A 15,288-nucleotide genomic window follows, 5' to 3' on the forward strand; every position below is an offset into this window, starting at 1 on the left:
GCTCAAAAGTGCCCGACCGTCGTCAGCCAGCCAATTTGAATAATAATGAGCGTAAATACCGGAATTGCAGCGGTAAGGCTGTCGATACGATCCATAATTCCCCCGTGCCCAGGTAGCAACCGACTACTGTCCTTTATGCCCCTGAAGCGCTTGAGCATGCTCTCGAGCAGATCACCAAGCACGGAGACCATTCCCGTTATAAGGCTCGCGACCACCAGCATAATTGTTTCGGCTACGCCAGCGGAGGCCAGAATACTGATAATGACTGCAAATGTGCCAACAGCGACGAGCCCGCCCCAAACGCCAGCCCAGGATTTTCCGGGGCTTACCCTCGGGGCCAGCTTGGATTTACCAAAGGCCCTACCGGCGAAGTAAGCACCAATATCCGCCACCCAGACAACACAGAGCACATATAGAATAACCAGAAGATTGTTGTCTGTATTTCCGAACTGAAAGTCCCCTGCCCTGAGATGATTCAGACCAACCCATGCGGGCACCAGAACAAACACTCCCATAAGGGCTCTGACTGGGACGCTGCCCCAGCGTGCTGAGCCCGAAGGATAACTGCGAACCAGCAAAAAACAGACGACCCACCAGGCCAGCGCGAGCCAAAGCACCGCAACGCCAGGAATATCAAGAAGACCATATAGGATGAGTGCAATCACTGCCGCATAGCCTATGCGCCCTGCCTGATGCTCGAAACCAGACATGTTGGCCCACTCCCAGGCACCCAGCGTGATAATCGCAGCGGTAAAAAGCGCAAAGCCCAGAGGCGGCAGGAAAAATATGCCACCAATAGCGATGGGAGCAAGGATAAGAGCGGTAATAACTCGGGTTTTTAGCACAATGGGGGTCGCTATGGTTCGTTATTGTTGTAACGGCCTGGCCGTAATCTGGTCATCCGTCTGACCAAAGCGGCGCTGACGGCCGGCATAGGCCTGCAACGCTTTACACATCTCGTCTTCTTTGAAATCGGGCCAGAATACAGGCGAAAAGTAAAGTTCGGTATAGGCCAGATGCCAAAGCATGAAATTACTTATCCGCTGCTCGCCCGCGGTGCGAATCATAAGATCTGGCATGGGGAGATCACCGATGCTCAGGTGCTGCTGAATCAGATCATCGGTGATATCCGATGGCTGGAGCCCACCCTCTTTCACCTTTTCGGCCACCTGCCTGACGGCCTGGGCGATATCCCAATGACCTCCGTAGTTGGCGGCAATAACGAGCGTCATTCGGGTGTTGTTGCTGGTGAGCTGCTCCGCCTTGGCCATTAGCTCTTGCAGAGTCGAATTAAAAGCAGAACGATCCCCGATGATGCGCAGGCGTATGTCGTTGCGGTGCAGCTTTCTGACTTCCCGCTCCAGCGCAAAAACAAACAGCTTCATCAGAGCCGACACTTCGTCCTTGGGCCGGCGCCAGTTTTCGCTTGAGAAAGCAAACAACGTGAGCACCTCTACCCCTTCGCGGGCACAGGTTTCCACAACAGCTTTTACCGCATCCACTCCAGCCTTGTGCCCTGCAACCCCTTTCAATCGGCGTGCCTTGGCCCACCGATTATTACCGTCCATGATAATGGCGACATGCCGGGGCCGGCTATCAGCCGACACCGGAATCTCTGCGGATACTGTTCCCGTCATGAAATCCCCTGTACAGCCAGCAGAAATACCCTGCCAGCCGCATGTTTCGCTTGTAAGTGAACCCAGGCGATCAGACCGCCATCAGATCCTCTTCTTTAGCTTTGAGCATCTTCTCGATTTCAGCGATATAGCGATCGGTCAGCTTCTGGACTTCGTCTTCGCCCCGGCGCTCGTCATCTTCATTGATTTCTTTGTCTTTCAGCAGCTCTTTCATCATGCTGTTTGCATCACGACGGGCGTTACGGATAGAGACACGACCGTTCTCTGCGTCTGCTTTCGCCTGCTTGACCATGCTCTTACGGGTTTCTTCCGTCAACATCGGCATGGGGATACGGATCAGGTCGCCGCTTGTGGCCGGATTCAGGCCCAGATCGGCAGTCATGATCGCCTTTTCAATGACCGGAACCAGATTCTTCTCCCAGGGAGACACGGCCAACGTACGGTTATCTTCCACGTTAACGCTCGCAACCTGCTTCAGCGGCGTTTCCTGACCGTAGTAGTTAACCATCACGCTGTCCAGAATAGACGGGTGGGCACGGCCAGTGCGGATTTTGTTGAACGCCGAGTGCAGAGCCTCAAGGCTCTTTTTCATCTTCGTTTCGGCTTCGGCTTTAATATCGTTAATCACGTAGTCATCCTCAATTCGTTCATCAGGGTGTTGTGATACCCGCTATTCAATCAGTGTACCTTCTTTCTCACCAGTCACGATGCGCGTCAGGGCACCAGCCCGGTTCATATCAAAAACACGCAGTGGCATACCATGATCCCGCGCCAGGCAGATGGCAGTCAGATCCATCACGCCCAGTTTTTTGTCGAGCACTTCATCATAAGTCAGTTTGTCGTACTTTTCTGCCGTCGGGTCAAGATGCGGATCTGCAGAGTAAACACCATCTACTTTGGTTGCTTTCAACACTGCGTCGGCTTCAATCTCGATGCCACGCAGGCAGGCCGCCGAATCTGTTGTAAAGAAGGGGTTGCCAGTACCTGCACAAAATATAACCACATCGCCGTCTTTCAGATCGCGAACCGCACGGCGGCGATCGTAATGCTCAACAATACCGCTCATGGGAATGGCTGACATAACCCGGGTGCGGATGTTCGAGCGCTCAAGAGCATCGCGCATGGCCAGACCATTCATAACGGTTGCCAGCATACCCATGTGATCTCCAGTAACCCGATCCATACCGGCAGCACTGAGAGATGCGCCCCGGAACAGATTACCACCACCAATAACGAGCCCGACCTGAATACCGATACCAATCAGCGCACCGATTTCGAGAGCCATGCGGTCAAGAACTTTAGGATCAATGCCAAAATCGTGCTCTCCCATCAGGGCCTCGCCACTGAGTTTGAGCAAAACACGATTGTATCTTGGTGGGTTTTTCGGTGTTGTCGGCATACTGATCCCCTTTTCGTCTGTTAACTGCTATCCGGCGTGATACGCATTGCAGGCTTGCATCTGACATACCCCTTGAAAAAGGGGGATCTCAGATACAAGCCCGCCACGAGAGCCGGAAAAATCCAGCTAACGTGGCAGACTCAAGGGGCACTGCGACTGGCTGTCACAGCGCCCAGAAAAATCAGGCTTTGCCTGTACCGGCTGCCGCAGCAACCTCAGCAGCAAAGTCTACTTCTTCTTTTTCAATGCCTTCACCCACTTCCAGGCGAATGAAACCGACCAGTTCGCCACCGGCGGACTTGATCAACTCACCCACGGTCTGCTCAGGGTTTTTAACAAAAGGCTGCTCTACAAGGCTGTGCTCCTTGAGGAACTTTTTGATACGCCCACCCATCATTTTTTCAACGATCTCAGCGGGCTTGCCTGCCATATCCGGCTGGGCCTTGATGACGTCTTTCTCTTTCTCGAGCTCGTCAGCAGGCATATCTTCTGGCCTTGCAACACGCGGGTTAACCGCAGCAGCGTGCATAGCGATGTCGCGAGCCAGCTCGGCGTCGCCTGCTGTCAGCGCAACAACAGCGGCAATTTTATTGGTGCTGTGAACATAGCCACCAACAACCGCGCCTTTGATTTCAACAATACGACGTACGGTGATGTTTTCACCGATTTTCTGAACCAGAGCTTCGCGCTTGGCTTCAAGATCGCCATCCATCAGTTTCGCAACATCAGTCTCGCCTTTCTCGAAGGCAACGTTCAGAACGTCGTTGGCGAAGTTGATGAAGTTATCGTCGCGTGCAACGAAGTCGGTTTCGGAGTTGACTTCGATGATGTAAGCAGCAGTGTTGTCATCAGAAATCTTGATCAGCGACACACCTTCAGCGGCTGTGCGACCAGCTTTTTTGGCGGCTTTGAGGCCGGAAGACTTACGCAATTCTTCAATTGCGGCATCTACACTGCCTTCAGATTCAACCAGAGCCTTTTTGCACTCCATCATGCCAAGACCAGTGCGCTCGCGCAGTTCTTTGACCATTGCAGCGGTAATTGCAGCCATGTTCAATCCTCTTAACTTGTTCGAATACGGTGGGAAGCCCGCCCAGAGAAACCTCCGGACGGGCCTTACATCTCAAACGTGACGCTGAAGCATCACTCAGCAGCCGGGGTGGTTCCTGCAGCTTCTTCACTGACTTCTACAAACTCGTCAGCGCCTGCGCCGCCGGCCTGTGCTGATTCAAGGCACGTATCAGCTACAGCTTTCACATAGATCTGGATCGCACGGATGGCATCGTCGTTGCCCGGGATCACGAAATCTACGCCGTCAGGGTTACTGTTGGTATCGACTACACCGATAACGGGGATACCCAGCTTGTTCGCCTCTTTAATGGCAATGCGCTCGTGATCAACGTCGATAACAAACAACGCGTCAGGCAGACCACCCATGTCCTTGATACCACCGATGGAACGCTCGAGCTTGTCCATTTCACGGGTGCGTTCAAGAGCTTCTTTCTTGGTCAGCTTATCGAAGGTACCGTCTTTGCTCTGGGCTTCCAGATCACGGTAACGACGAATGGACTGGCGGATGGTCTTGTAGTTGGTCAGCATGCCACCGAGCCAGCGGTGATTAACAAAAGGCTGGCTGGAACGCTCTGCTTCTTCCTTGATGACCTTGGCCGCGGCGCGCTTGGTGCCAACGAACAGGATCTTGTTCTTGTTCTCTGTCAGTTTCTGAACGAAGTCGAGTGCTTCATTCATGGCAGGAACAGTCTGTTCAAGGTTGATGATATGAATCTTGTTACGGGCGCCGAAGATGAACTTCGACATTTTCGGGTTCCAGTAGCGAGTCTGGTGACCGAAGTGAGCACCTGCCTTTAGCAGGTCACGCATATTTACCTGAGCCATGATATTACCTTAGTTTAGCTTCGGGTTAGTCCTCCACGCGTCCGATTGCCCCAACCAGACTCCTTTACAACTCTAAAGCAGGAGCAGGCACCCTGGGACAACGTGCTGACACGTGTGCGAATTTGCCGGATTCGTTTCCAGCGGGCGCGTTTATATCACAAAACACAGGCATCCCGCCATTATTTTTGCGCTCAAGCTTCCTTGTACCCTGAGCCCCGCCCCCTTAAAATACCGCTTTGACACAAATCAACAGGAAACCCAATGCAGGTATCGATCAAGACTCCGGAAGAAATTGAAAAGATGCGCGTGGCCGGTCGCCTGGCAGCTGACGTTCTCGAGATGATTGGAGAACACGTCAAGCCTGGTGTTTCCACCGAAGAGCTCAACCAGATATGCCACAACTATATTGTTAACGAGAGGGAAGCGATTCCGGCTCCACTTAATTATAAAGGTTTCCCCAAATCTGTTTGCATATCCGTTAACCACGTTATCTGCCACGGCATACCTTCAGAAAAAAAGATCCTGAAAGATGGCGACATCGTCAATATAGATGTCACTGTAATCAAGGATGAATACCACGGCGATACCAGCAAGATGTGGATTGTAGGCAAGCCCAAGCCGGGAACAGAACGACTGATCAAGATCACCCAGGAATGCCTGTATAAAGGCATCGAACTGGTCAAGCCCGGCACGCGCCTGGGAGATATCGGCCACGTGATACAGCAGCACGCTGAAAAACATCGGTATTCCGTGGTTCGTGATTACTGCGGCCATGGCATCGGCAAGGTGTTTCATGAAGAGCCGCAGGTTATGCACTATGGCAAGCCTGGCACCGGCATGGAGCTCCAGGAAGGCATGACCTTTACGATCGAGCCGATGATCAATCAGGGCAAGTACCAAACCAAACTGCTCCCGGATCAGTGGACCGTCGTCACCAAAGATCACAAGCTTTCAGCCCAGTGGGAACACACCATCCTTGTTACCGCTGATGGCTACGAAGTGCTGACCAAGCGATCGGAGGAGTCCTTCTAAGTGGACCGTCAGGAACTGGAAGCCAGGATCAGCGGTGACACATCCCCTGTCATGGCAGCCAGGGATTTGCTGAAACAGCGCTACGACGCAGATGCCGAGGCCTTTCGACAAGGCGCCGACGTGAGGGCTCTGGTTCACTCCAGAGCCGATACTGTCGACACAGCACTCAGACTGATATGGAACCGGTACCCTTTTTCCAGCTCACCCGATATTGCCTTGGTCGCTGTGGGCGGATACGGCCGCGGTGAGCTGCACCCACACTCTGACATCGACCTGCTGATTCTGACCCGCGACGGTATTGATCCCGGCTGGCAGGAAGACCTTGGCGCTTTCGTTACTCTGCTGTGGGACCTGAAACTCGACATTGGTCACAGCGTCCGCAGCATTGAAGAAAGTAAAGCAGCGGCACGAGATGATATATCGACACTGACCAACCTTCTGGAAACCCGCACGATTGCCGGCCCGGATGAGCTGCGCGAAGAGCTCAGTGAACAAGCCTACTCAGACAACATCATTACCGACCGCGACTATTTTATAGCCAAGCGTAAAGAGCAAGAGCAACGCCACAAAAAATACAGCGACACCGAGTACAACCTGGAGCCTAATGTAAAAAGCTCCCCGGGTGCCCTGCGAGACATCCAGACCATTGGGTGGATTACCAAACGGCACTTCGGCCTGCAGAACATTGCCGACCTCACCCGCTTCAGCATCCTCACCGACGAGGAACACCAGATTCTGGTGCAGGGTGAAACCCTGCTTTGGAAACTGCGCTACGGACTGCAGTTGATCGCGGATCGGAACGAGAACCGGTTGCTGTTCGATCATCAACGAGCCCTGGCGCAAATGCTGGGCTATAAAGATGAAGGCAAGAGGCTGGATGTCGAGCTCATGATGCAGTCCTATTATCGCACTGTACTGGCATTGGCAGAGCTCGCCGACGTTATCCTTCAGTTTTACGACGAAGCCATACTCGGCTCAGGCACTGAAGACAATATTCAGCCAATCAATAAACGCTTTCAGATTCGCAACAACTATATAGAGGCAGTAAACAACCAGGTATTTGCTTATTCCCCCTATGCAATCATGGAAATCTTTGTGTTGATGGCCCAACACCCGGAAATCAAGGGTATCAGGGCTACAACCATAAGGTCTTTGCGGGCGCACAGGCATCTGATTGATGATGCATTCCGGTCTGACCTGGCGGTGACTTCTCTGTTTATGGAACTGCTGCGAACGCCCCATGCGCTGGATGAAACCCTCTCAGCCATGAAAAAATACAATGTTCTGGGCCGCTATCTGCCGGAGTTCGGCCAGATTATCGGCCAGATGCAGCACGATCTTTTTCATATTTACACTGTTGATGCCCACACCATGCGGGTTGTGCGCAATATGGTGCGGCTGAATGGCAAGGATGCCCGAGACGACTACCCACTGGCAGCGCGACTGATTCACGGCCTTCCAAAACGCGAAATTCTTTATATTGCGGGTTTGTATCACGACGTTGCCAAGGGCCGTGGCGGAGATCATTCAGAGCTTGGCGCCGAGGATGCCGAATCCTTCTGCAAGCGCCACCACCTTAGTGAGCGAGATACCCAGCTGGCATCCTGGTTGGTGGAGAACCACCTGCTGATGTCCATGACGGCCCAACGCAAGGATATTTCCGACCCGGATATCATCCAGTCCTTTGCTCGTTCCATACCCAGCCAGGCCCACCTGGATTACTTGTATATCCTCACTGTGTGCGATATCAGCGCTACCAACCCCAAGCTCTGGAATACCTGGCGGGCTTCCCTTCTGCGCCAGTTATATATAGAGGCCAAACGTGCCTTAAGACGAGGCACAGAGATCCCTGTTGACAGACAGGCCTGGGTTCAGGCCACCCAGTCCGAGGCCAGGGGAATTCTCCATGCCCAAAGCATTACCGATGAACAGATAGATGCCATCTGGGATACGGTCGATGAAGACTACTTCCTGCAGGACTCAACCATTGATATTGCCTGGCAAACTGCGGCGATCATCAACCATGGCGATACGCCAGGACCGCTTGTGCTTATCCGGGATACCCACGGCGGTCCTACCGATGGCTACTCCCAAATCATTATTTACATGAACGACCGGCCAACGCTATTTGCCGCAACGACCGCGGTGTTGGAGCAGCTCAACCTGAACATTGTGGATGCTCGCATCAGCTCGAACGAAGGCCCCTACACCATCAGCTCTTATGTAGTACTGGATGAAAAAGGCCAACCCCTGGGAACGGATCCGGCCCGCAAAGAACGAGTGCGCAGGCGCCTGATCGAAGAGTTGGACGACCCGGAAGACTATCCCGACATAATCCACCGCCGCACACCACGGCAACTCAGGCACTTCTCGTTTCCAACGGAAGTGGTGTTTTCCAATGATACTGTCAACGATCGCACGGTCATTGAAGTGGTTACACCAGACCGCCCCGGTCTTCTGGCGTGGGTCGGACAAGTTTTCCTGCACCATCATATACGCCTGAGCAACGCTAAAATCGCAACGCTAGGTGAGCGGGTGGAAGACGTGTTCTTTGTTACCGACGAAGATGGGGAACCGATCAGTGACCCTGCCGTGTGCCACGCCCTGCAACAAGACTTATGCAAAACGCTGGATGACATCCAATGAATCCGAACCTGAACAAGCTTCACCCCTATCCATTTGAAAAACTGGCAAAGCTCAAGGCTGACATATCGGTACCGGCTAACCTGCCACCTATTTCCCTCGGTATTGGAGAGCCCAAGCACCCTTCTCCTGAATTCGTGAAGCAAGTGATTGCCGCCAACCTCGACCGGCTGGCAAATTACCCTACAACCAAGGGCATGGATGAACTCAGGGAGGCCATTGGTGAATGGGCTACCCGCCGATTCCACCTGCAACCAGGATCCCTGAGCCCGGATCACAACATCGTGCCGGTGAACGGTACCCGGGAAGCAATATTTTCGCTGGTACAGGCCGTGGTCGATGCAAGCAAACAGGCAACGGTTGTAAGTCCGAATCCGTTCTATCAGGTATATGAAGGGGCGGCATTCCTGGCCGGCGCTACACCCGTGTACCTGCCGTGCGATGGATCCAACGGTTTTATTCCGGATTTTGACGCAGTACCAGAAACGGTATGGAGGGAATGCCAGGTTCTGTTCCTGTGTTCCCCGGGTAACCCCAGCGGCGCAGTGATGCCTCGGGCAACTCTGAAAAAGGTCATCGAACTGGCGGACAAGTATGACTTCATTGTTGCTTCAGACGAGTGCTACTCCGAACTGTATCCGGATGAAAACAAGCCGCCAGAAGGTTTGCTGCAAACCTGTGCAGCGATTGGCCGGCATGACTTCGCCCGCTGTGTTGTTTTTCACAGCCTCTCGAAGCGTAGTAACCTTCCAGGCCTGAGATCGGGCTTTGTCGCCGGAGATGCGAATATATTAAAAGGCTACCTTAACTATCGCACCTATCATGGTTGCGCCATGCCAGTACACAACCAACTTGCCAGTATTGCTGCCTGGCAGGATGAAAGCCATGTACGGGATAACCGGGCGGCTTACCGCGCTAAATTTGAGGCTGTGGTACCCATATTACGCGAAGTCATGGACGTGAATTTCCCCGACGCTGGCTTCTATCTCTGGCCGGTTACTCCAATGGATGATGAAACCTTTGCAAAAGAGCTGTCTGCCCAGCAGAACGTTCATGTGCTCCCCGGCCGCTACCTGTCCCGCACAGTGAACGGCCACAACCCGGGAGAAAACAGGGTGCGCATGGCATTGGTTGCGCCACTGGAGGAGTGCGTTGAAGCCGCAAAGCGCATTGTTGAATTTGTAAAGGCGAACTGATTTATGAAGTTATATGGCATCCGAAACTGCGATACCGTCAAAAAGGCCCGCAAGTGGCTTGATGAACAGGGCGCTCGCTATGAGTTTCACGACTTCAAAAAAGATGGGCTCGATGAGGCCCGCCTTAGCGAATGGGAAAAGGCGGTTGGCTGGGAGCTTCTGCTGAACCGCCGCGGCACCACCTGGCGTAAACTCAGTGAAGAAGTTCGTGATACCATTAGCGCCCAATCTGCCCACGACATCATGCTGGAAAACACCTCCATCATTAAACGGCCAGTGGTCGAGCATGAGGGATCCGTTTATGTCGGCTTTAACGCCGACGACTGGGCAACACTGATTAACTAAAACAGGAGCAACCACTACATGAGCTTTGCATTCGGTATCGGTATCGGCACCCAAAACAATCAGGGCGAATGGCTGGAGGTTTTTTACCAGCAGCCGACAATGACCCCCGAAAGAGAGCTGATCGATGTGGTAGAAGCTACTCTCGACTACAAAGGTGGCAACCAGGCTATCCAGGCAACCACCGAGCAGCTGACACAGCTTGCCAACGCCCTGCGCCAGACCGGCGCAACGGATCAGGCCTCCCTAGCGGAAAAAGCATCCGGCAGCAAACGCCCGGTGGTCGTTACAGTTCTGGAGACAGATGACACTGCATCCAGCACACCCGAGGTCTACCTCAAGCTGCACCTGATTTCCCATCGCCAAGCCAAGCCTCATGGTCTTAAACTCGATGGCATCTTCGGACTGCTGCCTAACCTGGCCTGGACGAATGAAGGCGCTATCGACCTGAACGAACTGCCAGAGCGTCAACTGAAAGCACGTTTGGAAGGGCGCACTCTGGAAGTCAAATCCGTAGACAAATTCCCGCAAATGACAGACTACGTGGTGCCAAAAGGTGTTCGTATTGCAGACACCGCCCGCGTGCGTTTGGGTGCCTATGTAGGCGAAGGCACAACCGTCATGCATGAAGGCTTTATCAACTTCAATGCCGGCACCGAAGGTACCAGCATGATTGAGGGCCGTATCTCTGCAGGCGTTATGGTAAGCAAAGGATCCGATCTTGGTGGCGGTTGCTCTACCATGGGCACCCTGTCTGGCGGTGGCAATATGGTGATTGCTGTTGGCGAAAACTGCCTTATTGGCGCCAATGCAGGTATCGGTATCCCACTGGGCGACCGCTGCAAAGTTGAGGCTGGCCTGTACATAACTGCGGGTACCAAGGTTGCCCTGTTGGATGACAACAATGCGCTCGTGGAAGTCATCAAAGCTCGTGAACTGTCCAACAAGCCCGACCTTCTTTTCCGCCGCAATAGCCAGACCGGCGCGGTTGAATGCAAAACTAACAAATCCGCCATCGAGCTGAACGAAGAGCTGCATGCAAACAACTGATTCTCAAACACTCGAACTGGCTATCGACCTGATCAGCCGGCCATCGGTAACACCGGATGACGCCGGCTGCCAGGAACTGATGATGTCCCGGCTGGCGCCTCTGGGTTTTACCGGGGAACACATGCGCTTTGGCGACACAGACAACCTCTGGGCCCGCAAGGGTTCAGAGGGGCCAGTGCTCGCTTTTGCCGGGCACACTGATGTGGTGCCCACAGGGCCTGAAAGCAAATGGGCAAACCCACCCTTTGACCCTGTCATCAAAGATGGTTTTTTGCATGGCCGTGGCGCCGCTGACATGAAAGGAAGCCTTGCTGCTTTCATTACCGCCTGCGAGCGCTTTGTCACTAATCATCCAAACCATCACGGCTCTATTGCCTTGCTGATCACAAGCGATGAAGAAGGCCCTGCCCAGAACGGTACCGTGAAAGTGGTTGAAGCTCTGGAAGCCCGCTCGGAAAAAATGGACTGGTGTCTGATAGGCGAGCCCTCCAGCACTCGAGACGTCGGCGACGTAATTAAAAACGGCCGTCGCGGCTCACTGCACGGCTATCTTACGGTACAAGGGGTTCAGGGCCACGTGGCCTATCCGCACCTCGCGGAGAACGCCGTTCATGCGGTTGCGCCTGCCCTGCATACGCTGGCCAATGAGTTCTGGGACAACGGTAACGATTATTTCCCGCCAACGACCTTTCAGATTACGAAAGTGGAAGCAGGCACGGGCAGCAATATCATTCCTGGTGAATGCCTTGTGCACTTCAATTTTCGGTACTGTACGGAAAATACAGCAGAGAGCCTTGAAGAGCGGGTAGTAGCCGTTCTTGACAGGCACAACCTTAAATACGACCTGCAATGGCATCTCAGTGGCCGCCCCTTCCTGACGGACAAGGGCGCACTGGTTGCAGCCTGCCAAAGCGCGATCCGAAATGTAACCGGGCGTGAAACGGAATTGTCCACCTCAGGTGGCACATCCGACGGACGCTTTATTGCTCCTACGGGAGCCCAGGTTGTGGAACTTGGCCCGATCAACGCGACTATCCACAAGATAGATGAGTGCGTGAAAGCCGATGATCTGGATACCCTGTCCCAGATCTACGAACGCATACTTGAAGAGCTGCTGACCTGAACAGGTCCTTCGCAGGATGACAGAAGTACCCGAAATGCCGGAGCAATTACTCCGGCATTTTCGTTCACTGGATCAATAGTGAGGCGGAGGTGTTTCTTCCTCTTCCGTTTTCAAGTTGGAAGGAGACACATCTTTCAACTGGTTATGCAACAACCGCTTTGCATTCCAGAGTTCGCGGATATCCATTTCCTGTTTAGTCACCTGTTCGCTCAGGGTATTAATAATGTCGTCCTGAAACGCCAGCCGCGTTTCTAGCTCGTCCAGTCTGGCTTGCAGATCGTTATGGCTCATCGGGTACTGAAACTCCCTCGCATCAATCGCCCACATGGATGATTGAAGAATGTGATCAAAAGCACTCTATAAAAGGCAATGCGTAGTATGACAGCTTGGTAAGCGGTCGGGATAATCTGTTATCATGCCGCTTTTGACCGCCAGCGCTTCCGTTTTCCCGGAAACCAAGCGGTATTCACTGGCCGGATGTGCGATTTTACCCGATATCCGGTTTTTTATCGTCAGCGTTAATAAATAACGGAGAATTCTCAATCAATGCGTAATCCAGCCAAAGCGATCCTTGTTGCTCTCCTGATCGCTATTCCAGCACCGTTGGTACTTGCTCTGCTGCTCTCGTTTACTCCTGAGCCACTCCGCCTGATCGCCGTGGGCGAATTTGTAGAGGCCCTGGGCAGCACTCGCGGCATAGCCGCATACATCATCACTTTCATCGTATTCGGCATTGCAGGCTTTCTGGCCGTTACATTTTCCGCCAAGCAACAAACGGCCCGTAGCACATCTCAGCGCGGGAGCTCACCGTCACGGAGCCAGAGCTCCAATCAAAGCTCCGGCCAAAACTACATCGACGAAGATGACGGCTACGACGACAACAGCCCGGAAGGCGACGAGGAAGGCACTGTTAAGTGGTTCAACGTTAAAAAGGGCTTCGGCTTTATTGTTCGGGAAAGTGGAGACGAAGTCTTTGTACACTTCCGCGCCATTCGTGGAAGTGGTCGTCGGGTACTACGCCAAGGCCAACTGGTTCGTTTCAGTGTGGTTGATGCGGATAAAGGCTTGCAAGCAGATAACGTTTCTATTCTGAGCGAATAAAACGTCGATTGATGTAAAAAAGGCAGCCCTCTCGTTAAACAAGGGGCTGCCTTTTTTCGTTCGTGGCTGGTCAATTCCCAGCTATTCAATTCCAGACTACGAGTTGTTCGCCCCGAGCATCCAGTCGCCACCATTTCTCATCTTCCGCAGGCTCGCCCTCTTTCCATTCTCCGGGGCTGCAGCGCACCTCCGTATCAAGAGTTCTCCAGGCACTGCGCGCGCACTCCAGATCACTGTTCCAGGGCAGCTGTGTGCCTTCAATAATCAGTGAGGTATACCGCTTACCAAATGCTTGCGGATACAGCGTTATTTTCAAGGGGGCGTCGTCGAAAGAAGCAGAGCCTTTGACGACGGATGAAACATCGCTGTCATCAAGAACTAACTGATCAACGTGACTTTCCAGCCAGCGGCACACCATGCCCGCTTCCAGGTCACGAATGTAGATTTCCAGGTCCTGCACTCGCAGATTCTCCATACTGATGATCACAATGCAGCACATAGTGAACCGGCCCGCGTCGCGCTGCAACCCAACGCTCCAGTTCCTGGCGCATGTCATCCAGGGTAAGACAGCGCAGCGTACCCGCAGCTTTGCGTTCATGCCATGCCACTTCAGTGGCAGCATGTAGCAGACTTACCTCTGTAAGTGAGGCTTCTATCTCGCTCACAGACTCCTGCCGTGCCATGGCGACCAGACTTTCACGCCGAAGAGTATGCGCCTGACCGGAAAGCGCTACCGAACTGGCAGAGCCGCGCCGTGCAAAAAGGTCGAGCCGTGCCGCTGCGCGCTCGACCCACTGCAACATTCCGCCCGGCGAACTGACGCAGCGACTGCGCCGGGAAGATGCAAACTGGGTGACCGGATCCGGTAGCTGAATGTTCCAGCGACGTTCAATAGCTGCCTGGTGGGCGACCAGAATAGCCTTACGCTGCCCAACACTCGAAAGCGGCATATCGAACGTTTCCAGCGTGCGGCCCAGGCGCTGCTCCAACAAACTGCAACATTCATCGCTGCCTGAGGCATCAGGCCCCAGAAGCACCACCGGCCCCTTCCAGCGTAGAACCAGTTCCGATGCAAGGCCGCAAGGGAGGCTCATCAGGGACAACAAGTCCGCAGGTGTCACGTTATCAAGGACAAGAGCAGGCCAGGAGCTCCCGGCAGCCCTTGGAATCACTGCGAGATCACTGTCCATCAGCTCAGCTTCACGGCGTAAATCTATTTCGATATAAGGTTGCGCCAGTGACGACAGCAGCGAGCTCAGCCATGAGGACTTGCCGGCGCCCCGCCCCCCTCTGACCCACACCAGCGCGTGTGGCGTTGCGGCAAGTGTTACAGCCACGTCTTCCGCCAGTTCAATCCACTCCGGATCGGTAATCACAACTGGCGCGTCGTCATGCTCTTCAATACCAGATTGCTCGGTATTTGCGTCGATGTGGGCAGCACCCGGGTCAGGCCAGCGTGAAACCAGTTCAAGCACCGCAACATAAGCTTTTCCCTGCAAACGCTCCGCATTTCGCGCAAGCACTTCCAGAAGTTGCGGCCAGTCCAACCAGGCAGGCGTGCCAAAAGCTTCGCGCGCCGTCGCCAGCCAGTAGATCAACTGGGAGGAAAGCAGATCTTCACCGCCCACCTCAGTCACAATGGGTTGCTCGCACTGGATCGTCCGGATCAGCTCATCCATATCCACGCCGGAGCCTCGCAGAAAGCCAGTTATGCAGGGGCTGCACTCCAGTAGTGCTAGCAGGAAATCTTCAACCGTGATCACTGCTCCACCGCGGCGATCAACATCATCACGGGCGCTCAGTAACGCAGCCTGGCATTGAGGTGTGAGGCATCCTTGCCAATCTTCCATAAAACGTTTCCCTGTTTAA

The 15,288-nt window shown here is 53.7% G+C and carries 16 protein-coding genes; 7 read left to right on the forward strand and 9 right to left on the reverse strand.

Annotation, left to right across the window (positions count from 1 at the left end; translation table 11 throughout):
• Positions 1-2: 2 nt before the first annotated feature.
• From Q4501_RS01715 to rpsB, 6 genes are all read right to left on the reverse strand, one after another.
• Positions 3-845 (reverse strand): phosphatidate cytidylyltransferase, encoded by an 843-nt coding sequence (locus tag Q4501_RS01715; protein ID WP_303593620.1) that lies wholly within the window; start codon positions 843-845, stop codon positions 3-5.
• Positions 846-866: 21 nt separating this feature from the next.
• Complete coding sequence (uppS, locus tag Q4501_RS01720; protein WP_303593621.1) at positions 867-1,637, reverse strand: polyprenyl diphosphate synthase; 771 nt, start codon at positions 1,635-1,637, stop codon at positions 867-869.
• A 70-nt stretch (positions 1,638-1,707) separates the two neighbouring features.
• Positions 1,708-2,265, reverse strand: coding sequence for a ribosome recycling factor (gene frr, locus Q4501_RS01725; protein WP_303593623.1), 558 nt, complete (start codon positions 2,263-2,265; stop codon positions 1,708-1,710).
• Positions 2,266-2,307: 42 nt separating this feature from the next.
• Positions 2,308-3,036, reverse strand: a complete 729-nt coding sequence (gene pyrH / locus Q4501_RS01730; RefSeq protein ID WP_303593625.1) for a UMP kinase — start codon at positions 3,034-3,036, stop codon at positions 2,308-2,310.
• Between the two features lie 181 nt (positions 3,037-3,217).
• Complete coding sequence (gene tsf / locus Q4501_RS01735; RefSeq protein ID WP_303593627.1) at positions 3,218-4,087, reverse strand: translation elongation factor Ts; 870 nt, start codon at positions 4,085-4,087, stop codon at positions 3,218-3,220.
• Positions 4,088-4,179: 92 nt separating this feature from the next.
• A complete protein-coding gene (gene rpsB, locus Q4501_RS01740) occupies positions 4,180-4,932 on the reverse strand; it encodes a 30S ribosomal protein S2 (protein WP_303593628.1) in 753 nt (250 codons plus the stop codon).
• A 261-nt stretch (positions 4,933-5,193) separates the two neighbouring features.
• On the opposite strand from rpsB, the gene map reads away from it, so the two are divergent.
• Genes map through dapE form a run of 6 tightly spaced genes read left to right on the forward strand, consistent with a single transcriptional unit; the run spans position 5,194 to position 12,318 of the window.
• The gene (gene map / locus Q4501_RS01745) at positions 5,194-5,964 is read left to right on the forward strand and encodes a type I methionyl aminopeptidase (RefSeq protein WP_303593630.1); all 771 of its coding nucleotides are present in this window, start codon (positions 5,194-5,196) and stop codon (positions 5,962-5,964) included.
• Positions 5,965-8,610 (forward strand): [protein-PII] uridylyltransferase, encoded by a 2,646-nt coding sequence (locus tag Q4501_RS01750; RefSeq protein ID WP_303593631.1) that lies wholly within the window; start codon positions 5,965-5,967, stop codon positions 8,608-8,610.
• Positions 8,607-9,803 carry a succinyldiaminopimelate transaminase gene (gene dapC / locus Q4501_RS01755; RefSeq protein WP_303593633.1) on the forward strand — a complete coding sequence of 399 codons (1,197 nt, stop codon included), beginning with the start codon at positions 8,607-8,609 and terminating at the stop codon, positions 9,801-9,803. The genes Q4501_RS01750 and dapC overlap by 4 nt, the downstream gene beginning before the upstream one ends.
• 3 nt (positions 9,804-9,806) lie before the next feature.
• Positions 9,807-10,148, forward strand: coding sequence for an ArsC family reductase (locus tag Q4501_RS01760; protein ID WP_303593635.1), 342 nt, complete (start codon positions 9,807-9,809; stop codon positions 10,146-10,148).
• Between the two features lie 18 nt (positions 10,149-10,166).
• Entirely contained in the window at positions 10,167-11,195 is a 1,029-nt protein-coding gene (dapD, locus tag Q4501_RS01765) for a 2,3,4,5-tetrahydropyridine-2,6-dicarboxylate N-succinyltransferase (protein WP_303593636.1), read from the forward strand.
• On the forward strand, positions 11,182-12,318 hold the full coding sequence (gene dapE, locus Q4501_RS01770; RefSeq protein WP_303593638.1) for a succinyl-diaminopimelate desuccinylase: 1,137 nt from the start codon (positions 11,182-11,184) through the stop codon (positions 12,316-12,318). The genes dapD and dapE overlap by 14 nt, the downstream gene beginning before the upstream one ends.
• 72 nt (positions 12,319-12,390) lie before the next feature.
• Here the strand turns inward: dapE and Q4501_RS01775 are convergent, their stop codons facing one another.
• Positions 12,391-12,609 (reverse strand): SlyX family protein, encoded by a 219-nt coding sequence (locus Q4501_RS01775; RefSeq protein ID WP_303593640.1) that lies wholly within the window; start codon positions 12,607-12,609, stop codon positions 12,391-12,393.
• 255 nt (positions 12,610-12,864) lie between these two features.
• On the opposite strand from Q4501_RS01775, the gene Q4501_RS01780 reads away from it, so the two are divergent.
• Positions 12,865-13,419 carry a cold-shock protein gene (locus tag Q4501_RS01780; protein WP_303593642.1) on the forward strand — a complete coding sequence of 185 codons (555 nt, stop codon included), beginning with the start codon at positions 12,865-12,867 and terminating at the stop codon, positions 13,417-13,419.
• Positions 13,420-13,504: 85 nt separating this feature from the next.
• On the opposite strand, the gene Q4501_RS01785 is transcribed toward Q4501_RS01780, so the two are convergent.
• Together Q4501_RS01785 and Q4501_RS01790 are read right to left on the reverse strand one after the other, a co-directional pair.
• The gene (locus Q4501_RS01785) at positions 13,505-13,879 is read right to left on the reverse strand and encodes a hypothetical protein (RefSeq protein WP_303593645.1); all 375 of its coding nucleotides are present in this window, start codon (positions 13,877-13,879) and stop codon (positions 13,505-13,507) included.
• Positions 13,851-15,269, reverse strand: a complete 1,419-nt coding sequence (locus tag Q4501_RS01790) for a hypothetical protein (RefSeq protein ID WP_303593647.1) — start codon at positions 15,267-15,269, stop codon at positions 13,851-13,853. Before Q4501_RS01790 ends, Q4501_RS01785 begins: the two co-directional genes overlap by 29 nt.
• Positions 15,270-15,288: the final 19 nt, after the last annotated feature.

It is taken from the genome of Marinobacter sp. 2_MG-2023, from assembly GCF_030546935.1.
Classification (GTDB): Bacteria; Pseudomonadota; Gammaproteobacteria; order Pseudomonadales; family Oleiphilaceae; genus Marinobacter.

Coding starts and splice junctions, on each gene's coding strand:
- uppS (WP_303593621.1), bottom strand. CDS start 1,637: ATGACGGGAACAGTATCCGCAGAGATTCCGGTGTCGGCTGATAGCCGG.
- pyrH (WP_303593625.1), bottom strand. CDS start 3,036: ATGCCGACAACACCGAAAAACCCACCAAGATACAATCGTGTTTTGCTC.
- tsf (WP_303593627.1), bottom strand. CDS start 4,087: ATGGCTGCAATTACCGCTGCAATGGTCAAAGAACTGCGCGAGCGCACT.
- rpsB (WP_303593628.1), bottom strand. CDS start 4,932: ATGGCTCAGGTAAATATGCGTGACCTGCTAAAGGCAGGTGCTCACTTC.
- map (WP_303593630.1), top strand. CDS start 5,194: ATGCAGGTATCGATCAAGACTCCGGAAGAAATTGAAAAGATGCGCGTG.
- dapC (WP_303593633.1), top strand. CDS start 8,607: ATGAATCCGAACCTGAACAAGCTTCACCCCTATCCATTTGAAAAACTG.
- Q4501_RS01760 (WP_303593635.1), top strand. CDS start 9,807: ATGAAGTTATATGGCATCCGAAACTGCGATACCGTCAAAAAGGCCCGC.
- dapD (WP_303593636.1), top strand. CDS start 10,167: ATGAGCTTTGCATTCGGTATCGGTATCGGCACCCAAAACAATCAGGGC.
- dapE (WP_303593638.1), top strand. CDS start 11,182: ATGCAAACAACTGATTCTCAAACACTCGAACTGGCTATCGACCTGATC.
- Q4501_RS01775 (WP_303593640.1), bottom strand. CDS start 12,609: ATGAGCCATAACGATCTGCAAGCCAGACTGGACGAGCTAGAAACGCGG.
- Q4501_RS01780 (WP_303593642.1), top strand. CDS start 12,865: ATGCGTAATCCAGCCAAAGCGATCCTTGTTGCTCTCCTGATCGCTATT.
- Q4501_RS01790 (WP_303593647.1), bottom strand. CDS start 15,269: ATGGAAGATTGGCAAGGATGCCTCACACCTCAATGCCAGGCTGCGTTA.